We start from the raw sequence: 22,554 nt of genomic DNA on the forward strand, positions 1-22,554 counted from the left end.
GCGCCACCCCTGCGCCCAAACGAGGCGCAATCCACAGTTCGAAGGTGCGGGTTACTCGGCCAGCGGGTCGTCGTTGGCCGGCGCCTGGGCAGGCACCTCGGCGGGCGCGGCTGCGGGAGCCGTGGTCGGACCGCCCAGCGCACCGCCCAGCGGATCGCTCTCGACCGGGCTGACCGTGCGGTCGAGGGTCGATTCGATCGACGCCGAACCGGTCTCCGCCGCCATCGCGGCCAGCGCGATCGACAGGACCACGAAAAGGATCGCCAGCCAGCGGGTGGACCGCGTCAGGAAATCCGCCGCGCCGCGCGCGCTGAGCATGCCCGTGGGGCTTCCGCCGATGCCCAGCCCGCCGCCTTCCGAACGCTGCATCAGGATCACGCCGACGAGGGCGGCGGCGACGAGCGCCTGGACTACGGTGAGGAAGAGAAACATTCGGTCGGTTCCGTATCGATAGGGTCAGACGCGCATCTAGGGTCCGCGGCGCGCCGCCGCAAGTTCACTCGCTCTGCGCTTCGGAGGCGGCGTTGACGATGCCGAGGAAGCTTTCGGCGGAAAGGCTGGCGCCTCCCACCAGCGCCCCGTCGACATTTGCCAGTGCGAGGATTTCGGAGGCGTTGTCCGGCTTTACCGAACCGCCGTAGAGAATACGGATGGCCTGCGCCGCGTCCTCGCCATAGGATTCCACCAGCAGGTCGCGGATTGCTGCGTGCATTCTGCGAATGTCTTCGAGTTCGGCAGTACGACCGGTGCCGATCGCCCAGATCGGTTCGTAGGCCACGGTCACGCGCTCGGCGGCATCTTCGATCTTCGGCAAAGCTGCCCTGAGCTGGCCGAGAACGAATTCTTCCGCGGCTCCCTGCTCGCGCGTCTCGAGGCTTTCCCCGCAGCACAGGATGATACGCAGACCGGCGCCGAGCGCGGCGGCGGTCTTTCGCGCCACCAGCTCGTCGCTTTCGCGGTGATCGGCGCGGCGTTCGCTATGTCCCAGGATTACGAACTTGGCTCCGGAATCGGCGACCATCGTCGCCGAGATATCGCCCGTGTGCGCGCCGCCTTCCTCGGCATGGCAATCCTGCGCGCCGACGCCGATCTGTTCCGCCTCCCGGTGGAAGGCGTGAATGAGCGTGAAGGGCGGCGCCACCGCCACCTCCACCTTCATGTAGCGCTGCGCCGCGCGGTCGATCGCGCGGGCTTCGGAAAGCATCGCGCGGGTGCCGTTCATCTTCCAGTTGCCGACGATGTAGGGCCGTTCGGCCATATCTGCGTGTCCTGCCTGTTTGGTGATTTCTCGGCCGGATATAGGGTTGGCCGGGCGGCGTGCGCTAGCCGAGGTTAACGCCAAGGTCAAAACCTTCGCGACCTGTTGCGGCAATGCCGCGAGGGCGATAAGGCGCGGGCCTTCTTTCGACGTCTTCGCGGGGCGGATTGTCCCTCCCCGCCAGTAGCGGACCAGTCCTCCACCATGCTCACCTTTTTCCGCAATTTCTTCAAATCCAAGATCGGTCTCGGGCTCACGCTCGGTTTCCTCGCGCTGATCGCTTTCGCCTTCGCGAGTTCCGATGTTGCCAACACCGGCACCTTCGGCGGCGTCGCTGGCGGAGAGCGTGTGGCGGTGGTCGGGGACGTCAAGATCGGCACTGCCGAATTCAGCCAGACGGCCAGCACGGCGCTCGATCGTGTTCGCCAGCAAGACCCGACGATCTCGATGCAGGCCTTCGTCGAGCAGGGCGGTCTGGAGGAAGTGCTCGACCAGCTCATCGACCGCTACGCCATCGATTCCTTCGGGCGCGAACTGGGCCTGAGAGCCGGCGACAACCTCGTGAACAGCGAAATCCAGCAGATCGGCGCCTTCCGCGGGCCCGACGGCAATTTCAGCCAGGATGCCTACAATCAGGCGCTCGCCCAGCAGGGTCTCAGCGATTCCATGGTTCGCGACGATATCAGGACGGGCTTGATCGCCCGGCAATTGCTGACGCCGGCAACCTTCGGGGCCGCCATGCCGGCCTCGATCGCGCGCCGCTATGCGCAGCTGTTCAAGGAACGCCGCACCGGCGGCATCGCCGTGCTTCCCGCCGCGCTATACGCGCCGACCGGCGATCCCAGCGATGCGGTGCTGGCCGAATTCTATCGGGACAACCGCAGTCGCTTCATCCGTCCCGAACGGCGTGTGATCCGCTACGCAAGCTTCGACAGCGCGGCGGTGGCCGATTCGATCGAACCGACCGATGCCGAAATCCGCCAGCGCTATCAGCAGGACGCCGCGGAATACGCCGCCAGCGAAACCCGCAGCTTCTCCCAGCTCATCGTTCCGACCGAGGCCGCGGCTCGGTCGATCCGCCAGCGGGTCAACGCCGGTGCCTCGCTCGATTCGGTTGCACGAGAGGCCGGCTTTTCGGTCGTGGACGTCGAAGATGCGACCCGCGCCTCCATCCGCGGGGACAGTTCCGAGGCGGTCGCCGCGGCCTATTTCGCCACGCCGCGCGGAACCGTCTCGCAGCCCGCACAAAGTCCGCTCGGCTGGCACATCGCTCAGGTGACCGATGTGGAGACCTCCGCAGCGCGGTCGCTGGCCCAGGCCCGCGCCGACATCGCCGAGACCATCCGCGAGGAAAAGCGGCTTCGCGCCCTGGCCGACCTCGCTGCGCAGATCGAGGAAGAGATCGACGGCGGTGCGACCCTGGCCGAAGTCGCGCGGCAGTTCGGGCTCGAACTGCAGACGACCCGCCCACTGACTGCCGACGGACGTTTCTACGGCGGGTCCAACGAACCGGTGCCTCCGGCGCTCGCTCCGACCATTGCAACGGCTTTCCAGATGGAGGAAAGCGAGCCGCAGGTCGGCGAAGTCGAGCGCGGCGAAACCTATGTCGCGTTCGAGGTATCCGACATCACCCCGTCCGCCGCGGCACCGCTGGCCGAGATACGCGAGGATGTCGTCGCCGCGTGGAAGCTGGCCCAGGGCTCGCAGGCTGCGCGCGAGGCTGCGGCTCGAGTGATTGGCAGGCTGCGCGACGATGGTACCCTTGCCGCGGCGCTTCGCGCCGAGGAGAAGAACCTGCCTCCCGTGCAGAACGTTTCCATGACGCGCGAAGACCTGGCCAGCCAGGGCGAACGCCGTGTGCCCCCGCCGCTGGCACTGATGTTCAGCATGGCACAGGGAACGGCCAAGCGGCTCGAGATCGCCGGCAACCAGGGCTGGTACGTGGTCGATTTGAACTCCATCGAACTTGGCGAGATCGCCGCCGACGATCCGCTCGTCGTGCAGGCCCGGCAGCAGCTCGGAGCGCAGGTCGCCGACGAGTACCAGCGGCAGATGGTCGCCGCGATGCGCGAGGAAGTCGGGGTCGAGCGCAATCCCGACGCCATCGAGGCAGTGCGCAGTCAGCTGACCGGCAATTTGCCGGCCGGGCTATAGGCGGCGGCGATCGGGAGGTCGCTCTGAGCGGATTGTCAGGAGCAATGGCGGCGCGCGAAGCGTTGGCCGCCGGCAGGCCGGCGCTGGTGTGGCGTCGCTTGGTTGCCGACACCGAAACCCCCGTGTCCGCCGCGCTCAAGCTGATCGAGCCGGGCCGCGGCGACTTCCTTCTCGAATCGGTAGAGGGCGGCGAGGTGCGTGGCCGGTACTCGCTCCTCGGCATCGATCCCGACCTTCTGTTTCGCGCGGAAGGCACGCGAGCCCAGATCAACCGGTCCTGGGCTGTCGATCGCAGCGCTTTCCTGCCGTGCGAGCAGGAAACGCTGGCGGCAATGCGTTCCCTGCTCGCCGAGTGTCGCATCGATGTGCCCGCCGAATTGCCCCCCGCCCTCGCCTGCGTCGTCGGCTATTTCGGTTACGAGACGATCGGGCTGGTCGAGGATGTTCCGGGCGCCGGACCTTCGGAGCTCGACCTGCCCGACATGCTGCTGGCGCGTCCGCGGGTCCTGCTGGTGTTCGACCGGCTGGGCGAGGAGCTTTTCTGCATCGCGCCGGTCTGGCCCGGGGGCGACGGGGCGCGGATCGTCGCCGAAGCGGAAGAGCGGATCGATGACGCCCTGCGCCGGCTCGCCGCTCCCTTGCTACTGCCGCCGGAGGGGAACGCCCCGCGTTCCGAGCCGGCTCTTCAGCCGCAACTCCCTGCCGAAGATTACCGCGCCCGGGTCGAGCGGGCGAAGGAATACATCGCCGCCGGGGATATCTTCCAGGTGGTGCTGGCGCAGCGCTTCGCCTGCGACTTTCCGCTTCCCCCGATCGCGCTCTACCGCGCGCTGCGGCGCGTCAATCCCTCGCCCTTCCTCTATTTCCTCGACCTTCCCGGCTTCGCCATCGTCGGTTCGAGCCCGGAAATCCTGGTGCGCGTGCGGAACGGCGAAGTGACCGTGCGGCCTATCGCCGGGACCCGCCCCCGCGGTGCGACCCCGGCCGAGGATCGGGAGGCCGAAGCCTCGCTTCTCGCGGACCCGAAGGAACGCGCCGAACATCTGATGCTGCTCGATCTGGGACGCAACGACGTCGGCCGGGTCGCGGCGCGCGGCAGCGTCGAGGTTACCGACAGCTTCGCCGTGGAGCGCTATAGTCACGTCATGCATATCGTCAGCAATGTCGTCGGCCGCCTGCGGCCCGATGCCGACGCGCTCGAGGCACTGTTCGCCGGCTTTCCCGCCGGCACGGTCAGCGGGGCGCCGAAAATCCGTGCCTGCCAGATCATCGCGGAACTGGAAAGCGAGGCCCGCGGTCCCTATGCCGGGGGCGTGGGATATTTCGCGCCAGACGGATCGATCGACAGCTGCATCGTGCTGCGCACGGCAGTGGTGAAGGACGGTATCATGCACGTGCAGGCCGGTGCCGGCATCGTCGCCGACAGCGACCCGGACTACGAATTGCGCGAGTGCCATGCGAAGGCCGGCGCGCTGGGTGCCGCGGCCGCCGAGGCAATCCGCGTCGCCGCCGAATCGGGGTTCGGGCAGTGAAGCGGCTCGCCCTCTGCATCGTGGCGCTGCTGGCCACGGCTTGCGATCAGCAGCCCGCCGGCGAACCCGTCACGAGGACGCGAATCGACGGACAGCAGGGCGCGCCCTCCGCTTCGCCGAGCCCGGCGGAGACGCTGACGAGCCAGGTCGAGAGCGCCTGCCGTTCCGTGATCTTCGAAAACACGCCGCTCACCCATTGCCTCGCGGTCCCTGCCCGCCATCGCATCGAGACCGCGCTGGCCGGCGAGGACGGTGCCAATTACCGCGGGTTGCAGGCCCTTTCGGCGGCGCTCGATCCCGAAACCGTCGCCTTCGCGATGAATGCCGGCATGTTCGACGACGAAGGCGACCCGGTCGGCTATTTCGTCGAAGGCGGCGAACGCCTGAAGGAACTCAACACCGCCGATGGCGAGGGCAATTTCCATATGAAGCCCAACGGGGTTTTCTACGGAAGCGACGGAAGCTGGGCGGTCCGCAGCACCGAGGATTTCCTCGCCAATGTCACCGAGCGCCCGGCGTTCGGAACCCAGTCCGGCCCGATGCTGGTGATCGACGGCAAGATCCATCCGGAAATCACCGCCGACGGGCCTTCGCGCCTGGTCCGCAACGCGGTCGGCGTCGACGGCCAGGGGCGGGCGCATTTCGTCATTTCCAACGCACCGGTCTCATTCGGCAAGCTGGCGCGGTTCTATCGTGATGAGCTCGAGACCCCCAACGCCCTGTTTCTCGACGGGAGTGTCTCGGCGCTGTGGAACCCGGCGACCGGCCGGCTCGACGGCGGGGCGCCGCTCGGCCCCTTGATCGTCGTGACGAAACGCGCCACCGCGCCCCAATGACCACTTACGAACGCACGCTCTACCCCGAGATCAAACCCTACGAATCGGGCATGTTCGATGTCGGCGAGGGCCATTCGCTCTATTACGAGCGGGTCGGCACCCCCGGCGCCAAGCCCGCGGTCTTCCTCCACGGCGGCCCGGGCGGCGGTATGGCGCCCGCCCATCGCCGCCAGTGGGATCCCGAACGCTACGACGTGCTGCTGTTCGACCAGCGCGGCTGCGGCAAGTCGCTGCCCTTCGCCGAGATCGAGAACAACGACACCTGGCGCATCGTCGAGGACATGGAGCGCCTGCGCGCCATGTGCGGCCACGAGGCCTGGCAGGTCTTCGGCGGCAGCTGGGGCGCGACGCTGGCGCTCGCCTATGCCGAAAAATATCCCGAGCGAACCACAGAACTGATCCTGCGCGGCGTGTTCCTGGCAAGACAGAAGGAAAAAGACTGGCTCTATTCCTACGGTGCCAGCGAGATCATGGCCGAACAGTGGGACGAATTCGCCGGGCTGATCCCGGAAGCCGAACGCGGCAATCTCGTCGCCGCCTATCACGCGCGGCTGACCAGCGAGGACGAGGAGACCCGCCTTTCCGCGGCCAGGCAATGGTCGCTGTGGGAAGGCAACGTCGCCACCCTCCTGCCTAACGAGGAGCTGCTCGGCAGCTTCGCCGATCCGGCCAAGGCCGTGCCGTTCGCCCGCATCTGCGCGCGGTTCTTCCTCGAGGATTTCTTCCTGGAAGAAGCGCAGCTGCTGACGAATGCCGACAAGCTCAAGGGCATTCCCGGCATCATCGTCCAGGGACGCCACGACATCTGCACCCCGCCCACCTCCGCCTGGGCGCTGAAGAAGGCCTGGCCCGAGGTCGATCTCAGGATCGTCCACGACGCCGGCCACTCGGCGGGCGAACCGGGGATCATCGACGGGCTGGTGCGCGCGACCGACGAATTCGCCGACCGGACCGGCTGACCCGCACGCCATGGCCGACATCCTCGTCGTCGACAATTACGACAGCTTCACCTTCAACCTCGTCCATTACCTGATGGAGCTGGGGGCCGAGGTGCGGGTCGAACGCAACGACGCGCTGAGCGCCGTGGAGGCGGTGGGCAGCGGCGCGCGCGGCGTGCTGATCTCGCCCGGGCCCTGCACGCCGGACGAGGCGGGCATCAGCCTCGATCTGGTCGCCGCTTGTTCCGATAAGGCCCTCCCCCTGCTCGGCGTCTGTCTCGGCCACCAGGCAGTCGGGCAGCATTTCGGCGGACGGGTGGTGCGCGGCGGGTTGATGCACGGCAAGACCAGCGCGGTCGAGCACGACGGCAGCGGCGTCTTCGCCGGCCTGCCCTCGCCCTTCACCGCCACCAGATACCATTCGCTGGTGGTCGAGGGTGTGCCGGATGTGCTCGCGGTGAATGCCACCAGCGCGACCCCCGGTCTCGATGGCACATGCGTCATGGGGTTCCGCCACCGCGATCTGCCGATCCACGGCGTGCAGTTCCACCCGGAGAGCATCGCCACCGAGCACGGCCATGCCCTCCTCGCCAACTTCCTGGCGATCTGCGGCGTGGATGCGAGGGCGGCGGCATGAAGGACCTTCCCGACGCCACCCGCCACCTCGGCGAGGCCGAGGCCGAGGAAGTCTTCGGCTGGATCCTCGACGGGGAACCGAGCGAGGAGGCGATCGGCGCGTTTCTCGTGAGCATGTCGCAGCGCAGCGAAACCGCCGAGGAAATCGCCGGTGCCGCACGCGCCCTGCGCGCCCGGATGATTCCGATCGCGGCGCCGCCGGGCGCGGTCGATTGCTGCGGCACGGGCGGCGACGGGCACCATACGCTCAACGTCTCGACCGCGGTCAGCCTGGTCGTCGCGGCCTGCGGCGTGCCGGTGGCCAAGCACGGCAATCGCGCGGCGAGCAGCAAGTCGGGCGCGGCGGACACGCTGGAAGCGCTCGGGCTCGACATGGAAGCGGCGGGACGAACCGCCGAGAAGACGCTCGGCGAAATTGGCATCTGCTTCCTCTTCGCCAAGAACCACCACCCGGCGATGGCGCGCATCCAGCCCATCCGCCAGAGGCTCGGCATCCGCACGATCTTCAACCTGATGGGTCCGCTGTCCAATCCCGCCATGGTCGAACGCCAGCTCATCGGCATCGCCCGGCCGGCCTATGTCCCCATCTATGCGGCGGCGAAGGCCCGGCTGGGGACCGAACGCACTTTCATCGTTTCGGGCGACGAGGGGCTCGACGAGCTCAGCCTGGCGAGCGGCAACGAGCTCGCCGACGTAAGCGGCGACGATTTCGAGATGCGCCGCGTGGTCGCGGTTCAGGCCAATCTTCCCCATGCCCCGGTGGAGGCGATCCGCGGCGGCGACGCGCAGCACAATGCCCGGGCGCTCGAGGCCCTGTTGAACGGCGCTCCCGGCTCCTATCGCGACGCCGTGCTGTTCAACGCCGCCGCCACGCTGATCGTCGCCGGCAAAACGGAAGACTGGGTCGAGGGCACCGAGCTGGCGCGCGAGGCGATCGGTTCGGGCCGTGCGCGCGCCCTGCTCGCCGACTGGATCGAGATGACGCGGTGAGCAAGCTCACGGAGATTTGCGCCAACAAGCGGGTCGAGGTCGAAGAGCGCAAGCAGGCGCGAACGCTCGCCGATCTCGAGCAGGCGGCGCAGATGCAGACCGCGCCGCGCGGTTTTGGCGCCGCACTCGACGCGAAACAGCGCTCGGGCTTCGGACTGATCGCGGAAATCAAGCGAGCTTCGCCCTCGAAGGGATTGATTCGCGAGGATTTCGATCCCGCAGCGCATGCGCGGGACTATGCCGCCGGCGGTGCCGCCTGCCTGTCGGTCCTCACCGACGCGCCCTATTTCCAGGGGCACGACGACTACCTTCTCGCCGCGCGCGCCGCCTGCGATCTGCCGGTTCTGCGCAAGGACTTCATGGTCGATCCCTGGCAGGTCGCGGAATCCCGGGCGCTCGGCGCCGACGCCGTGCTGGTGATCGTTGCCGCGCTCGAAGACGCAGCGATGGCGGAGATCGAGGCTGCCGCCCTCGACCACGGCATGGACGTGCTCGTCGAAGTGCACGACGAAACCGAACTTGAACGCGCCCTTGGTCGCCTGCGATCACGACTGATCGGCGTGAACAATCGCGACCTCAGGACCTTCCGCACCGATCTCGCCACCACCGAACGGCTCGCAGCGCTGATGCCGGACGATGCGCTGGTGGTCGGCGAAAGCGGCATCGCCAGCCACGCCGATTGCCTGCGTCTCGCAGATGCCGGTGTGCGCAGCTTCCTCGTTGGCGAAAGCCTGATGCGGCAGGACGATGTCGAGGCGGCCACCCGTCGCCTGCTGCACGGCTGAGGCTGTCCTACAGCGCGCGCTTCTGGCACAGGCCGGGCATGACGATGCTCGCCACCCAACCCCGCTTCATCCGGCAAACCCGCCGTAGTGCCCCGAATTTTCTATTCCTGGACCGTGTAACACCCGGTCCATGTCCAACACGGGTTTCGTTGCCGTGAGCGGCCTCACCCACCTCGACGAAGAGGGCGCGGCGCGGATGGTCGACGTCGGTGGCAAGCCGGCCACGGCCCGCCGGGCGGTCGCGACCGGGCGCATCCGGATGAGCGCCGCCGCGCTCTCTGCGCTGACCGAGGGACCGGGGGCCAAGGGCGACGCACTCGCCGCCGCCCGGATCGCCGGGATCATGGCGGCCAAGAAGACCGGCGAGCTGATCCCTATGTGCCACCCGCTCGGGCTCGATGCGGTGTCGATCGATCTCGCGCAGGAGGAGGGCGCCGTCCGCGCCACCGCCACCGCCTCGCTCACCGGCCGCACCGGAGTCGAGATGGAGGCCATGACGGCGGTCTCGGTCGCGCTGCTGACGCTCTACGACATGGGCAAGGCCGTGGACCGGGCGATGGTGGTCGAGGACATCCGCCTGCTGGAAAAGAGCGGCGGCAAATCGGGCGAATGGCGCGCGGACCCATGAAGGAACCCGCTGCGCTCGACTAACTCCACCCGTACGCGCATCGGCGGATCTCCTGACCGATCGGCCTGCCGAGGCGCGAGAGGTCAAATCCAGAACGCCTGTTCCGTGCTATTGGCTCGGAAATGGCGGGATCGCTTGACTTCCCGAATTGTGTTGCTTACTTGTTCCACATTCGTTCACAGCCTTGTCCACAATCACTGTCGGCAGCGGCGAACACGGCGACCCGAGGAGCGCGCACAATGCTGACCGCCAAGCAGCACGAATTGATCCGTTTCATCCAGACCCGGCTCGAGGCGACCGGCATCTCCCCATCCTTCGAGGAGATGAAGGAGGCGCTCGATCTCAAGAGCAAGTCCGGCGTGCACCGGCTGATCTCGGCGCTGGAAGAGCGCGGCTTCATTCGTCGGCTGCCCAACCGGGCGCGCGCACTGGAGATCGTCAAGCTGCCCGAAGATGCGGTGAGCGCGCCTCGTGCATCGGCGCCGACGCCCGCTAACGACGCAATGGCGGCGGCATTGACGGCCAAGGCGGTCGCGCCCGAACCGGCGAACGATGTGATCGACATCCCGCTTCACGGACGGATCGCCGCCGGTGCCCCGATCGAGGCGATCGAGGGACAGTCCAGCCTGCCGGTTCCCGCAGCGCTGCTCGGCCCCGGCGAGCATTTCGCGCTCGAGGTTTCGGGCGATTCGATGATCGAGGCCGGGATCTTCGATGGCGACTTCGCGCTCATCCGCCGGACCGACACCGCCCGTGACGGGGAAATCGTCGTCGCGCTGGTGGAAAACGAGGAAGCGACACTCAAGTATCTGCGCCGCAACGGCAGTTCGATCACGCTCGACCCGGCCAACTCCTCCTATGCGCCGCAGGTCTATCGTCAGGACCAGGTGCAGGTTCAGGGCAAGCTGGCGGGGCTCCTCCGGCGTTACCACTGAGGCGGCCGCCCAAGGCGGCTATCGCGACGCGTCGCGCCACCATCCATGCGCGCCCTGGGACTGGGCGACCGTCACGAGCCGTGGCCGTTCCAGATAGATCGCCAGCCCGCCCTCGCGCTGAAGGAAGCGCCGGTCGGCCTTCAGCCAGCGCGGGCGACAGCTTCGTGGAAGGAAGCGGTCGGCGACGACGATGTCCGCCCTGTCGCAGGCTGCGGCGAGCGCGCGTTCCTCGACCATTTCGTTGCTGCGCGCCATCAGCAGCGTCCACCCGCGTCCCGCCCGTTCCAGCGTCAGCACGCAGAATTCGGGCGAGCAACGCGCACCCGGCCACTGGTCGAGAGGGAGCGGTTCGGCCGCTACCCCGGCGAGTTCGCTCAGATTGTCCCGCGCATAATCGCTCCGGCTCTCGCGCAGGACCAGCAGGCGCTCGTCCTCGCCGACGATCCCGACATGCCGCCCGTCGCGTGTCACCAGTACGTCGGGGGTCGGGGTCGCCGCCAGCAGCGCGGCTCCGATGCCGGCCGGAGCAAGCCCCCAGAACCGCTGCCGCCCTCGCCACAGCGCCAGCCACAGCGAGCCCGCCACGAACAGCAACAGCGTGCCGAGACCCATCTGCGGCACCAGCTTCACCGCGCCCGGCTGCGCTGCGGTGAAATGGGCGAGCCCCAGCAGCAGGTCGAGCGACAGCCCCACCAGCCACCACACCGGCGCGCCGATGCCCATGGTGTCGAGCAGCAGTGCGAAGGCGATGAGCGGCATCGAGACGAAGGTCACCAGCGGGATCGCGAGCACGTTGGCGAACGCGCCGTAGAGCCCCGCGCGGTGGAAATGGAACAGCACGATCGGCGTCAGCGCGATCTCGATCAGCAGCCCGGTGAGGAACAGCATCAGCATGCGCCGGCCGAACCAGCGAAGCCAGCTCTCCTCCCGGGGCGCGAGGAAAGCGCGCACCGGCGCAGCGTTGTGCAGTGCCACGATCGCAATGACGGCGGCGAAGCTCATCTGGAAGCTGGGGCCGACGAGCGATTCCGGCCACAGCATGAGCACCACGATTGCCGCCACCGCAACCATCCGCATCGACAGCGGCTCGCGCCCCAGCGCCAAGGCGATGAGAGCCAGGACCGCGCCTACGCAGCTGCGCACTGTCGGCACCTCGGCCCCGGTCAGCAAGGTGTAACCGATCCCGGCCATCGCCCCCACCCCGGCGGCGACCAGCGGCAATCGGATCCGGAGGGTCAGCCAGGGCCACAGAGCGAGCAGCTTGAGCGCGAGGAAGTAGCCCCCCGCGATGACCGCGCTGACGTGCAGGCCACTGATCGACAGCAGATGCGTCAGCCCGGCATCGCGCATCGCTTCCTCGTCGCGCTCGGCGATGGCGCCGCGATCGCCGCTGGCGAAGGCCGCGGCGATGGTGCCGGCGGAGCCATCGAGTCGATCGCGGACATGCTGCGAGAGAGCCCTTTGCGTTCGTCCCAACCAGTCGCTCCCCTCGGCCGTGTGGATCACCTCTATCGGCCCGATCAGCGTGCCGGTCGCGGCCAGCCCCTCGAACCAGGCGCGCCGCGCGAAATCGTAGGCGCCGGGCAGGATCGGCGGGGCCGGCGGCATCAGGCGTGCGCGCATCCGCACCACCGCACCCTCGTCCAGTCCGGGGGAATCGTCGGTTTGGGGCACGTTGACCCTTACCTTCAGCGCCCGCCCGGTCTCGGGATCATGAAAGGCCATGGTCAGCCGCACCCGCTCTTCGGCGGGGCGTTCCTCGCGTTCGAGGATACGGGCTTCGAACCTTTCCACGCGCGGATAGTCGATAGCTTCGGCACCGATCATGGCGGAGCGTGCCCAGATGGTCGTCGCTCCCGCTCCGAAGGCCAGCGATGCGGCGACGACCGCCAGAAGGAGATGAGAGCGCTCGTCCGATCCGCGCCAGAGGCTGACAGCCCCCAAGGCGCACAGCAGCGCAGCCGCTATCGCCGCGACCCAGCTCCATTCGGTTGCGAGTCCGAACCAGGCTGCGATGCCCGCCGCGAAGGCCACCGCCAGCCAGGGCCCGCGATCCGTCCCGGAACCGGCCAGCCCCGTCTCGATACGGTCCGCGATGCTGGACAAGGCGGAGCGCATGCGCCAAGGGCGCTGCACTGCAACATCGGGGGCGTCGTGGCCCTCGTCGAAGGGCACATGCGGGCTGCGCGTGGCCATGCCGGGATTAGGAAGGAAACGGGCAAGGATGGCAAGCTCCGGAGCAAGCGACGTTGGCGGGAATGCCGGCCAGGTCGTTACGCGCTTCGCCCCCTCGCCCACCGGCTTCCTGCATATCGGCGGGGCGCGGACCGCGCTCTTCAACTGGCTCTTCGCGCGCCATCACGGCGGCAAGGCGCTGCTCCGGATCGAGGACACGGACACCAAGCGCTCGACACAGGAAGCCATCGATAAGATCCTGGAGGGGCTGGACTGGCTCGGGCTCGATTACGACGAACCCCCGGTCTTCCAGTCCGATCGCGCCGACCGGCACCGCGAAGTGGCGCTCGAACTGCTCGAGCGGGACCAGGCCTACAAATGCTTCGCGACCCCCGAGGAGCTGGAGGCGATGCGCGCCGAACAGCGCGCCGCCAAGCAGCCGATGCGATACGACGGGCGCTGGCGGGACCGCGATCCTTCGGAAGCGCCGGCCGATGCCCCCTACACCATTCGCCTGAGGACCCCCGAAGAGGGCGAGACCGTGATCGACGATGCGGTGCAGGGCCGAGTGACCGTGCGCAATTCGGAGATCGACGACTACATCATCCTGCGCGCGGACGGTACGCCGACCTACATGCTCGCGGTGGTGGTCGACGATCACGACATGGGCTGCACCCATGTCATCCGTGGCGACGACCATCTCAACAATGCCTTCCGCCAATTGCCGGTGATGCGGGCGATGGGGTGGGACGAGCCGGTCTATGCGCACATCCCGCTGATCCACGGGGCGGACGGGGCCAAGCTGTCCAAGCGCCATGGCGCGGTCGGCGTCGAAGCCTATCGCGACGAGGAAGGCGTTCTGCCCGAAGCGCTGTTCAACTATCTCCTCCGCCTCGGCTGGGGCCACGGCGATCGCGAGGAGATCGACCGCGAGGAAGCCATTGCGCTGTTCGATCTCGACGGGGTCGGCAAGAGCGCCTCGCGTTTCGACATCAAGAAGCTGCAGAACCTCAACGGGCACTACATCCGCGAGGCCGACGACCGCCGGCTTGCGGGTCTGGTCGCCGAACGGATCGGCGGGAATGTGGACGAAGGACGTCTCGAACAGGCGATGCCCGTCCTCAAGCCGCGTGCGAAGTCCATCAACGAACTCGCTGAAGGTGCGGCGTTTCTCTTTGCGACGCGACCCCTTGCGATGGACGAGAAGGCGGCGGCGCTCCTCGACGAAGACGGTCGCGCGCGACTGGCCCGTGTCGCGGCCCGGCTGCGCGCCGAAAACGACTGGACAATCGAGACCCTGGAAGCCACTACGAAGGCGCTCGCGGAAGAGCTCGGACTGGGTCTCGGCAAGCTCGCGCAGCCGATGCGCGCGGCATTGACCGGGACGACCACGTCACCAGGGATTTTCGATGTGCTGGTCCTTCTGGGGAAGGACGAGTCGCTGGCGCGGATCGACGCCCAGGCCGCACCCGCGAAAGAAACGGAATGATATCTACGAAGGAGACGGCAATGGCCGACAAGCAGGCGAAACTCGAACTCGGCGGCAATTCCCTGGACCTACCGGTGCTGGAGGGCAGCGTCGGTCCGGACGTCATCGACATTCGCAAGCTCTATGGCCAGACCGGCGCCTTCACCTACGACCCCGGATACAAGTCGACCGCCAGCTGCGAAAGCGCGCTGACCTACATCGACGGCGAAGAGGGCGTGCTGCTCCATCGCGGCTATCCGATCGGCCAGCTGGCCGAGCATTCGAGCTTCATGGAGGTCTCCTACCTCCTGCTCAACAACGAGCTGCCTTCGCAGGACGAGCTCGACGAATTCACCTACACCATCACCCGGCACACGATGCTGCACGATCAGCTGCGGCAGTTCTACCAGGGCTTCCGGCGCGATGCGCACCCGATGGCGATCATGTGCGGCGTGGTCGGCGCGCTGTCCGCCTTCTACCATGACAGCACCGACATCTCCGATCCCGAGCACCGCAAGATCTCGAGCCACCGCCTGATCGCCAAGATGCCGACGATCGCGGCCTGGGCCTACAAGTATTCGATCGGCCAGCCCTTCATGCAGCCGCAGAACGATCTCAGCTACACCGGCAATTTCCTGCGCATGACCTTCGGCGTCCCGGCCGAAGAATACGAAATCCATCCCGCCATCGAACGCGCGATGGACCGGATCTTCATCCTCCACGCCGATCACGAGCAGAACGCCTCGACCTCGACCGTGCGGCTTGCCGGTTCGTCGGGCGCCAATCCCTTCGCCTGCATCGCGGCCGGCATCGCCTGCCTGTGGGGCCCGGCGCATGGGGGCGCGAACGAGGCGGCGCTCAACATGTTGCAGGAGATCGGTTCGCCCGATCGCATCCCGCATTATATCGAGCGCGCCAAGGACAAGAACGACCCGTTCCGCCTGATGGGCTTCGGCCACCGGGTCTACAAGAACTACGATCCGCGCGCGACGGTGATGCAGCAGACGCTGCGCGAGGTGTTCGATGCGCTGAAGGTCAACGATCCGGTGTTCGAGACCGCACTCAAGCTCGAGGAGCTCGCTCTCAGCGACGATTACTTCAAGGAAAAGAAGCTCTTCCCCAACGTGGATTTCTATTCCGGGATCATCCTCAACGCGATCGGGTTCCCGACCACCATGTTCACCGCGCTCTTCGCCCTCGCCCGCACGGTCGGCTGGGTGGCGCAGTGGAACGAGATGATCTCCGATCCCGGCCAGGTCATCGGGCGGCCGCGGCAGCTCTACACCGGACCGACCGAGCGCGATTACGTACCCATCGACAAGCGCTGAGCTTCAGCCGCCGTCCTTGTTTGGTACGGCGGGATCGCCCCGTTCCTCGGTTCGCAAATCTGCGGCGGCAGGCACGGAGAGGGTGAAACGCGCTCCTTGTCCGGGCGCGCTTTCCACCGTCAGATCGCCGTCCATCGCGCGCGCTATGCGTCGGGAGATGTAGAGCCCGAGCCCCGAGCCCCCATCGCCGCTGCGGCCGAGCCGCTCGAACTTCTCGAAGACCCGTGACTGCTGTTCGCTATCGAGGCCCTGTCCCTGATCGGCGACGCAGATCATGGCCCGCTCGCCGATCCGGTCCAGCCTGACCCAGACCTGGCTGCCTTCCGGTGAATAGCGCACGGCGTTGCCGATCAGGTTTATCAGCACCTGAAGAACCCGGCGAAACTCGGCGATGGCCAGCTGGGTCTCTCCCTTGGTGGGAGGAACCAGCTGAATGCCCTTTTCCCGCGCCCGCACTCCGAGAATGCCGCAAGCCTGACGCGCCACGTCGGCCAGCTCGATGCGGTCGGGGGCAGTGACGAAATCCTCCGATTCGACGACCTCGAGATCGGAGAGATCGTCGATCAAGGACAGCAAGTGCTGGCCGGCGGTGGCGATGTCCGCCGCGTAGTCGCTGTATTCCTCGGCCAGTGGTCCTGCGAGCTTGGTGCGGATCGTCTCGGCATTGGCGATGATGCGATTGATCGGCTGGCGCAGAACCGGCGAGAGATCGCGTCCGAGCGAAGGCACCGTGGCCGAACTCCCCGAAGTGCCGAACTGCCCGAGGGGCAACGCCTGTTCGGACGAAAGCGACAGCCGGAAGCCGCCCGCGCCGGGTTCGCCCCGTCCCAACGGTTCGAGATCCGCCTTCCAGCGGCGCTTGCTGCCCTCGACCGTGCATTGCGCACCATCGAGAAGCCGCCAATGGAGTGGCTGTTCGTGGGCATTGCCCGGAAACGAAACGAAGTCGGTCCACGGCCGGCCGATCCCTGTCTCCATCGCCATGCCGAGCCGCGTTAGGTCGGGTGCGTCGACCTCGACCGCGAGGAGGTTCTGCTGCGGATCGAGGCGCGCGGTAAGCTCCGAAAGCTCCCGACGCAGGCTCTTGTGTAGAAGGTCCGTCGCCTCGCTGCTGTCGGGATCGTAGGCTTCGGTCTGCCAGTTCGACATACGCAGTTCGACGGTGTCGACAGCGCCGTTTTCCGCCATCCGTGGTTCGATTTCCGCCCAGGCGGTAACCCGTTCCTCGCCGTCGATGGCGCCGAACTGCCGCGACAGCCGCAGACCGAACTCGCGCGATTTCGCGACCAATCCCAGCAATTCGGGAATCGCCAGCGGACCGCCAATATCGCCGCCGCAGGCGTGCTGGAGATTGACCAGCGGGCCATCGGCCTCGACAAGGCAACCCTCCGCATCGACTCGTCCGCGCGCGACATATTGGCTTTCGACGCTGGCCATCACGATCCTTTTCTCGCCGAGGAGAGCCAATCTGCGGCCTCGCGCGTGCCCAGCTCGTCGAGATCGGCAGAGCGGCGAAGGTCGGGATGGATCGCCAGCAATTGGGTGTCCACCTCGCCGGCCTTGAGCCCCGCCGCGCGCAGGCTCAGCGCCAGACGAACGATCTGGCCTTCGTTGGTCGAACGCACCGTCAGCACCCGTCCCTGGCCGGTCCGGATCGCCAGCGCGCTGAGGAAGATCGCCACCCCGGCCGATTGTACGGAAAGGACCTCCTGATGACGCGAACCGAGCGCGGCGATGAATCTTGCGAGAAGCGCAAGGCGCCCCGAACCCTCGTCGAACTCGGAGCGGAGACGGCTTTCCGCGCGCGTCAGGGCGTCCGAACTGTCGTCCTGCACGAACTCCCGCCAGATGCGGACGGTCTCGTCGAACAACTCGCCAGCGAGCTCGGTAAGCGGAAGCTCCATGCGCTCCTGCTGACGGACGAAACGAGTCTGCGCCGCGAGCACCGCCATCGCCGTGCTTGCGACTTCCGCCTTCTCGGCCCCGATGCTCTGCTGGATCAGGGGCGAAAGGACGGGATCGATGCCGAGCCGGTTTTCCAGCTCGCCGGCCAATTGCCATTCGAGCGCCAACGAATGGCAGAGATCGACGAGGTCGGAGCTGGCAAAGAAACGTTCCGCCAGTGCCTCTCCGTGGCGTTCGGCGAACTGTTCCCGCGCTTTCTCTCCGGTCGCCTCTGCCTGGATGCGAAGCATCTGCCAGGCGAGATTGGTCAGCATTCCGCGAATGCGGGCGACCAGGGAATCGCTGAAGAGGGACTGGTCTCGCGCAGACAGGAGGTGGCGAAGCAGCGGTGCAGCGGACGAAAGCTGCGCGTCTGCGCGCGTCAGCGCATCGCGCAGCGCGGCGGCATCGGCCCATCCGGCATCAGCCAAGGCACCATCCCTCGTCATGCGCAGCCCCTAGCATCGCGATGGTTAATCCGTGGTTATATCGGGGATCAGGACGGCCGCCAGCGCAAGCGCGCAAAGCACCGCGACGACCGGCAATAGCACCCCGAAGATCGCCGCGAAAGCGAGGATCCCCACGAGCAGGATGCGATCGCGATAGAGATCGCGCAAGTGCGGTGCCGCAAAACGCTGGCCAACCCGGAGCGCGAGGATCAACACCAGCGGATAGAACAGGTTCAGCCAGCCCGCCTCCGCGGTTGGTGGCAGCGCGGCCGCGGCCAGCGCGACGAGCAGCACATCCGTCGCCACGAGAAGGATCCGCAACAGCGGCAGGCTTCGTCGCGCGCGGGTTCCGATTTTGCCCACGCGTTCGATCATCGAGGCGATCGGAATAGCGAACATCATCGGCAGGGCGAGCACGAGGCCGATGGCCGGCCTGCCGACGATGCTCGCCATGCCCGCCATCATGCCGAAGCCCAGCGCCGCAAAAAGGGGTATCCGCTCGGTTCGGCGACCAAGGACGTCGCGCGCGAGACGCAAGCCGAGCCGCTCGGCGACCGCCAGCCCGGGCGCGGCGAACCCCACGGGCACGATGCGGCGACCGATCCAAGCCGTTTCGCGCAGCCTGCCGCTCTCCGCCTGTCCGGCAGGCTCCCAGCGACCCTCGGCCAGGATTGCGGGGTCGAGCGGAACCTTGGCCACCCCCGTCTGCATGGCAATCCGGACAAAGGCGGATGCGGCTCCGGCGTCGGGGGGCAGTTGCCGCAGGCGTTCGACGCTGTCGCCGCCGATGCGAAGAGCGCCTGCCCACACCTGCGCGGCGTCCAGCCTCTCGAAATCCCGATCTCCAACCGCATCGGCCGGCAATGTCACCAGGGCCTGCCGCTTTTCGAGTTGCGCCGCGAGGATCTCGGGGTCGACGAGCAGACCGTCGGCGATCACGACGAGATCGTCCCCGGCCCGGACCAGGGAGGACAATGCGTGGGTATGGCCCACGGTCTGGAAACGGGCGCCAGCGCGTTCGGCCCGATGCTGGCAATCGATGATGTCCTGCCCCACCCCGTCGACGAGGCACAGGATCGCTTCGCATTCCAATTCGAGCGCGCAGTCGACCTGGTGCGAGAGGACGCTTCGCCCAAGAAAGCAGTTGAGCGCCCGGCGACGGTCGGTTCCCGGCATCCTGGCCATGGCCGTCAAAAGGGCAATTCGCAATTTACGCTCCGCTGGCGCCGCTCCGGCGAGTGCCGTCCTGATAGCGGCTCCGCCTGCTCAGACCAACCGCCACGGCGCTAGTCCGGCAACGATCCCCGGAGTTCGCGAAGATGGTTCTCGATATCCCGGACGATCGTCGGCTCCCCCGGTGCCCCCATAAGCGCGGCCTGGGCCAGTTCCATGAGTCCGTCGTCATGAAATCCGGCGGCCAGGCTGCGTAATCTCGCGGCGGCGGTCACCCAGTTTGCGTCGCAGCGCGCCCTGGAGAGCAGATCCACATGCTGCGCAATGCTTTCGGCGTAACCACGGCGCAATTCCATTGCCATGGCGGCATCGTTCCCGGCGGCAGCGGCCAGAGCGGTATCGAAATTGCCGAATTCATAGGCCATCGCCCCAGCTTGGCTAGGAAAGGTTAAAACTGCTTCAACCCTTCCAAATCTGTGATAGCTTCGGTTTCATGGGGAACGGTTCATACATTCGCGCGGTGGGCGAGGCCGGACGCAGGCGTGCGGCGCAATCGGCATCCGGAGAGGATGCCCATACCGAGGTTGACGATTCGCAGGAGGAAGCGCCGGTCGACGATTTGGTAGAGGACGATTTCTTCGACGACGATGTCGTTCCATCGACTCGCCGCCGCTGGATTCTGCCGGCGCTGTTCGTATTGCTGATCGCCGGCTGGACCGGCTTTTTCGCCTGGGCAATCCATCGTCAGGTCATGGCCGGAGCTTCGGTGGCGGACGGGATCGCATGGGTCGGGCAATGGAGCCTTCCCGTCGTCCTCGTCCTTGCCGTATGGCTGCTGGTGCTGCGCAATTCGACCCGCGAGGCGGCGCGCTATACCGATGCCGCAGCAGCCCTTTCGCGAGAGAGCGAGCGCCTCGAAACCCGCCTTCTCGTGGTCAATCGCGAGCTCAGCCTGGCGCGGGAATTCCTGCAATCCGAGACCCGCGCCCTGGACGCCCTGGGGCGGACCGCGACGGAGCGCTTGTCCGACCATGCGGGGCATCTCCAATCGCTGATTTCGAATAACGGGCAGCAGCTCGATACCATCGCAAACGTCAGCTTCACCGCGCGGGACAACATGGAGAAGCTGCGCAACGATCTTCCTGTGATCGCCAATTCGGCGAGGGATGTCGCGAGCCAGATCGGCAATGCCGGCGAGCGGGCGAACGAGAGCCTGGAGAACCTCGCGTCGGGTTTCGACCGATTGAACGATGCGGGTTCGCAAAGTGATCGCCGGGTCGTGGAGCTGTGCGAGAGGATCGATGGCGCCTTGTGCGAGTTCTCGCAGGCGACGGAGCGACTTGGCGAGGTGGCCGGAGAGCGCTTCGATGCGTTGCGTCGCATGGGCGAGAATTTCCGGACGGAACTGGGATCGCACGAGGTGGAGGCGCTGGCCGGGCTCGAGCGTCGCATTTCCGCGCTGCGCGAGGAAGCCCGCGAGAGTTCGGAGCAAATTCGCGATGGGCAGGATCGCGCCCTTGCAATCTGGGAGGCGCAGAATACCGCCTTGCGGGACCGACTCGAGAAAATCGTCGCCGAAGTCATCAGGCTCGACGAGCAGGCGCTCGAAGCTTCGAACGACAAACTCGCTGCACTGATCTCGGAGGCCCAGAATGTCGATCGGCTGCTGGCCGAGAGGGACCGGCAGTTCGCCGTCAAGCTCGACGAGCGACAGAAGGCGCTCGATGACGCCGAGGACGCCGCCCTCGCCCGGCTGTCGGAACGACTGGCAAGGCTCGACGCGGATTTCGGCGAGCGGCGGGAAACCGAGCTTGTGCATCTCGCAACCATCGAAGGATCGGGAGAGCGGCTTCGGGACGAACTCGACCTCCTGGCCGGTAAGATCGAAAGCATCGCCGAGCGGGCGAAGGGAGCGGAAGAAACGATCGGGCGATCCGCCGATCATCTTTCCGGAACGGTGGACGGCAGCAGGGAGGCTCTGGAGGAAACCGCACGTTCGCTTTCGAACCTTACCGACGCTTCGGTACGACTGCTCGAACTGGTGCGGGCCAGCGCCACTCACAGCCGCGAGGATTTGCCTGCTGCCATCGGCGATTTCGAAACGCGTCTGATGCAGGCTCACGATCGCGCGGCGGGTCTCGCCACCATGCTGTCCGAAGCGAGTGCCTCGGGCGATCGTTTGTCGGAAACGGTGGGCGAGGCAGAGGCGAAGTCGCTCTCCGCTGCCACCGGTCTCGACGAAGTCACCGCGAGGATCGCCGACACGACGTCCGAACAGGGCAAGGTGCTGGCGAACCTTCACGAGTTGCTGACCGCCTTCGACGGCAGGAACCGCGAAACCATCGCTACCATCCGCGACGATCTCACCGCGGCGCTCGACGAGCTGCAGCACCGTGCGCAGTCGGTCCTCGGAACCATCGAGGACGGGCAAGCCGATCGGATCCGGCATCTGGCAGAAGCGATGGCTTCGCAGAGCGGCGATGCGATCGACCGGGCCATGGCCGACAAACTGGCCGCAATGATCGCGGAATTCGAGGAGGGCGCTCAGCGCGCCTCGCAAGCTTCGCGTGATGCCGCGGTCCAGTTGCGCGATCAGCTGGCGAAGGTGAACGACCTCACCAGCAATCTCGAAAGCCGAGTCGCGCATGCACGTGCGCAGGCAGAGGAACAGGCCAACAATGGTTTTTCGCGCCGCGTCGCTCTGATCACCGAAAGTCTCAACTCCAACGCCATCGATATCGGCAAGGCGCTATCGACAGAAGTGACCGACACGGCCTGGACCGCCTATCTGCGCGGCGACCGTGGCATATTCACCCGGCGTGCGGTGCGCCTGCTCGACAATTCCGAACTGCGCGAGATTGCCGAACTGTTCGATGCCGATCCCGATTTTCGCGAGCATGTCAGCCGGTACATCCACGATTTCGAATCGATGCTGCGGATGCTGCTCTCGACCCGCGACGGCCATGCGCTGGGGGTCACGGTGTTGAGTTCGGACATGGGCAAACTCTATGTCGCGCTGGCCCAGGCGATCCAGCGGCTGCGCGACTGACGTTCAACTGGCTGTCAGGCGAGAGACGTCGAGCCATTCGACGCCGATCCATCCGTAGACATAGTTGGCGACATAGAGCGCGGTCAGAAACCCGGCGATCACAGTCGCCCGGACCAAGACCCTGCGCGGCCGAAAATTGGCCGGCGCGCTGTCGGCCTGGCCCGGGACCTTGTCGATGCCCAGCTCGTCGTGGGTCTTCACCCCGAAAGGCAGCATGACGAAGGCGCTGATCACCCAGAACAGGACATAGATCGCCAGGATGGACGTCCACTGCAT

General features: G+C 66.7%; 20 protein-coding genes. 12 read left to right on the plus strand and 8 right to left on the minus strand.

Going from position 1 to position 22,554, the window contains the following annotated elements; all coding sequences use genetic code 11:
- Positions 1-51 precede the first annotated feature (51 nt).
- Positions 52-432 carry a preprotein translocase subunit SecG gene (gene secG, locus ACGHN1_RS13980; RefSeq protein ID WP_390551475.1) on the minus strand — a complete coding sequence of 127 codons (381 nt, stop codon included), beginning with the start codon at positions 430-432 and terminating at the stop codon, positions 52-54.
- A gap of 64 nt (positions 433-496) precedes the next feature.
- Entirely contained in the window at positions 497-1,258 is a 762-nt protein-coding gene (gene tpiA / locus ACGHN1_RS13985) for a triose-phosphate isomerase (RefSeq protein ID WP_390551476.1), read from the minus strand.
- A 204-nt stretch (positions 1,259-1,462) separates the two neighbouring features.
- Between tpiA and ACGHN1_RS13990 the strand changes: the two genes are divergently transcribed.
- From ACGHN1_RS13990 to lexA, 9 genes are all read left to right on the plus strand, one after another.
- Positions 1,463-3,412, plus strand: coding sequence for a SurA N-terminal domain-containing protein (locus tag ACGHN1_RS13990; RefSeq protein ID WP_390551477.1), 1,950 nt, complete (start codon positions 1,463-1,465; stop codon positions 3,410-3,412).
- Positions 3,413-3,456: 44 nt separating this feature from the next.
- Positions 3,457-4,944, plus strand: coding sequence for an anthranilate synthase component I (gene trpE / locus ACGHN1_RS13995; RefSeq protein ID WP_390551478.1), 1,488 nt, complete (start codon positions 3,457-3,459; stop codon positions 4,942-4,944).
- Entirely contained in the window at positions 4,941-5,780 is an 840-nt protein-coding gene (locus tag ACGHN1_RS14000) for a phosphodiester glycosidase family protein (RefSeq protein ID WP_390551479.1), read from the plus strand. Before trpE ends, ACGHN1_RS14000 begins: the two co-directional genes overlap by 4 nt.
- Positions 5,777-6,739, plus strand: coding sequence for a prolyl aminopeptidase (pip, locus tag ACGHN1_RS14005; protein ID WP_390551480.1), 963 nt, complete (start codon positions 5,777-5,779; stop codon positions 6,737-6,739). Before ACGHN1_RS14000 ends, pip begins: the two co-directional genes overlap by 4 nt.
- A 10-nt stretch (positions 6,740-6,749) precedes the next feature.
- Entirely contained in the window at positions 6,750-7,355 is a 606-nt protein-coding gene (locus ACGHN1_RS14010) for an anthranilate synthase component II (protein WP_390551481.1), read from the plus strand.
- Positions 7,352-8,344 carry an anthranilate phosphoribosyltransferase gene (gene trpD / locus ACGHN1_RS14015; protein WP_390551482.1) on the plus strand — a complete coding sequence of 331 codons (993 nt, stop codon included), beginning with the start codon at positions 7,352-7,354 and terminating at the stop codon, positions 8,342-8,344. Before ACGHN1_RS14010 ends, trpD begins: the two co-directional genes overlap by 4 nt.
- Positions 8,341-9,129: an indole-3-glycerol phosphate synthase TrpC gene (gene trpC, locus ACGHN1_RS14020; protein WP_390551483.1), complete on the plus strand. Its 789-nt coding sequence runs from the start codon at positions 8,341-8,343 to the stop codon at positions 9,127-9,129. The genes trpD and trpC overlap by 4 nt, the downstream gene beginning before the upstream one ends.
- 154 nt (positions 9,130-9,283) lie before the next feature.
- Complete coding sequence (moaC, locus tag ACGHN1_RS14025) at positions 9,284-9,757, plus strand: cyclic pyranopterin monophosphate synthase MoaC (RefSeq protein WP_390551574.1); 474 nt, start codon at positions 9,284-9,286, stop codon at positions 9,755-9,757.
- 239 nt (positions 9,758-9,996) lie between these two features.
- Complete coding sequence (gene lexA / locus ACGHN1_RS14030) at positions 9,997-10,692, plus strand: transcriptional repressor LexA (protein WP_390551484.1); 696 nt, start codon at positions 9,997-9,999, stop codon at positions 10,690-10,692.
- 18 nt (positions 10,693-10,710) lie between these two features.
- Here the strand turns inward: lexA and ACGHN1_RS14035 are convergent, their stop codons facing one another.
- Entirely contained in the window at positions 10,711-12,888 is a 2,178-nt protein-coding gene (locus ACGHN1_RS14035; protein WP_390551485.1) for a ComEC/Rec2 family competence protein, read from the minus strand.
- 28 nt (positions 12,889-12,916) lie between these two features.
- Between ACGHN1_RS14035 and gltX the strand changes: the two genes are divergently transcribed.
- The gene (gltX, locus tag ACGHN1_RS14040; RefSeq protein ID WP_390551486.1) at positions 12,917-14,356 is read left to right on the plus strand and encodes a glutamate--tRNA ligase; all 1,440 of its coding nucleotides are present in this window, start codon (positions 12,917-12,919) and stop codon (positions 14,354-14,356) included.
- Positions 14,357-14,376: 20 nt separating this feature from the next.
- Positions 14,377-15,663, plus strand: coding sequence for a citrate synthase (locus ACGHN1_RS14045; RefSeq protein WP_390551487.1), 1,287 nt, complete (start codon positions 14,377-14,379; stop codon positions 15,661-15,663).
- A gap of 3 nt (positions 15,664-15,666) precedes the next feature.
- Here ACGHN1_RS14045 and ACGHN1_RS14050 read toward each other — a convergent pair whose 3' ends face one another.
- The 4 genes from ACGHN1_RS14050 to ACGHN1_RS14065 form a co-directional block, all read right to left on the minus strand.
- The gene (locus ACGHN1_RS14050) at positions 15,667-17,100 is read right to left on the minus strand and encodes a sensor histidine kinase (RefSeq protein WP_390551488.1); all 1,434 of its coding nucleotides are present in this window, start codon (positions 17,098-17,100) and stop codon (positions 15,667-15,669) included.
- Positions 17,100-18,038 carry a hypothetical protein gene (locus ACGHN1_RS14055; protein ID WP_390551489.1) on the minus strand — a complete coding sequence of 313 codons (939 nt, stop codon included), beginning with the start codon at positions 18,036-18,038 and terminating at the stop codon, positions 17,100-17,102. Before ACGHN1_RS14055 ends, ACGHN1_RS14050 begins: the two co-directional genes overlap by 1 nt.
- A 42-nt stretch (positions 18,039-18,080) precedes the next feature.
- On the minus strand, positions 18,081-19,241 hold the full coding sequence (locus tag ACGHN1_RS14060; RefSeq protein ID WP_390551490.1) for a hypothetical protein: 1,161 nt from the start codon (positions 19,239-19,241) through the stop codon (positions 18,081-18,083).
- A 101-nt stretch (positions 19,242-19,342) separates the two neighbouring features.
- Positions 19,343-19,654, minus strand: coding sequence for an Hpt domain-containing protein (locus ACGHN1_RS14065; RefSeq protein WP_390551491.1), 312 nt, complete (start codon positions 19,652-19,654; stop codon positions 19,343-19,345).
- Between the two features lie 68 nt (positions 19,655-19,722).
- On the opposite strand from ACGHN1_RS14065, the gene ACGHN1_RS14070 reads away from it, so the two are divergent.
- Positions 19,723-22,278, plus strand: a complete 2,556-nt coding sequence (locus tag ACGHN1_RS14070; RefSeq protein ID WP_390551492.1) for an ATPase — start codon at positions 19,723-19,725, stop codon at positions 22,276-22,278.
- Between the two features lie 3 nt (positions 22,279-22,281).
- On the opposite strand, the gene ACGHN1_RS14075 is transcribed toward ACGHN1_RS14070, so the two are convergent.
- On the minus strand, positions 22,282-22,554 hold the full coding sequence (locus tag ACGHN1_RS14075) for a DUF1467 family protein (RefSeq protein WP_390551493.1): 273 nt from the start codon (positions 22,552-22,554) through the stop codon (positions 22,282-22,284).

Origin of the sequence: Qipengyuania sp. MTN3-11 (assembly GCF_042851825.1) — a bacterium.
In the GTDB taxonomy this organism is placed as follows: domain Bacteria; phylum Pseudomonadota; class Alphaproteobacteria; order Sphingomonadales; family Sphingomonadaceae; genus Qipengyuania.

Excerpts from the sequence above, each read along its gene's own strand:
- ACGHN1_RS14070 (WP_390551492.1), top strand. The coding sequence starts at position 19,723 with ATGGGGAACGGTTCATACATTCGCGCGGTGGGCGAGGCCGGACGCAGG.
- ACGHN1_RS14010 (WP_390551481.1), top strand. The coding sequence starts at position 6,750 with ATGGCCGACATCCTCGTCGTCGACAATTACGACAGCTTCACCTTCAAC.
- ACGHN1_RS14060 (WP_390551490.1), bottom strand. The coding sequence starts at position 19,241 with ATGGCCAGGATGCCGGGAACCGACCGTCGCCGGGCGCTCAACTGCTTT.
- secG (WP_390551475.1), bottom strand. The coding sequence starts at position 432 with ATGTTTCTCTTCCTCACCGTAGTCCAGGCGCTCGTCGCCGCCGCCCTC.
- ACGHN1_RS13990 (WP_390551477.1), top strand. The coding sequence starts at position 1,463 with ATGCTCACCTTTTTCCGCAATTTCTTCAAATCCAAGATCGGTCTCGGG.
- pip (WP_390551480.1), top strand. The coding sequence starts at position 5,777 with ATGACCACTTACGAACGCACGCTCTACCCCGAGATCAAACCCTACGAA.
- ACGHN1_RS14050 (WP_390551488.1), bottom strand. The coding sequence starts at position 17,100 with ATGGCCAGCGTCGAAAGCCAATATGTCGCGCGCGGACGAGTCGATGCG.
- tpiA (WP_390551476.1), bottom strand. The coding sequence starts at position 1,258 with ATGGCCGAACGGCCCTACATCGTCGGCAACTGGAAGATGAACGGCACC.
- lexA (WP_390551484.1), top strand. The coding sequence starts at position 9,997 with ATGCTGACCGCCAAGCAGCACGAATTGATCCGTTTCATCCAGACCCGG.
- gltX (WP_390551486.1), top strand. The coding sequence starts at position 12,917 with ATGGCAAGCTCCGGAGCAAGCGACGTTGGCGGGAATGCCGGCCAGGTC.
- ACGHN1_RS14035 (WP_390551485.1), bottom strand. The coding sequence starts at position 12,888 with ATGGCCACGCGCAGCCCGCATGTGCCCTTCGACGAGGGCCACGACGCC.
- trpE (WP_390551478.1), top strand. The coding sequence starts at position 3,457 with ATGGCGGCGCGCGAAGCGTTGGCCGCCGGCAGGCCGGCGCTGGTGTGG.
- ACGHN1_RS14045 (WP_390551487.1), top strand. The coding sequence starts at position 14,377 with ATGGCCGACAAGCAGGCGAAACTCGAACTCGGCGGCAATTCCCTGGAC.
- ACGHN1_RS14075 (WP_390551493.1), bottom strand. The coding sequence starts at position 22,554 with ATGCAGTGGACGTCCATCCTGGCGATCTATGTCCTGTTCTGGGTGATC.
- ACGHN1_RS14065 (WP_390551491.1), bottom strand. The coding sequence starts at position 19,654 with ATGGCCTATGAATTCGGCAATTTCGATACCGCTCTGGCCGCTGCCGCC.
- trpD (WP_390551482.1), top strand. The coding sequence starts at position 7,352 with ATGAAGGACCTTCCCGACGCCACCCGCCACCTCGGCGAGGCCGAGGCC.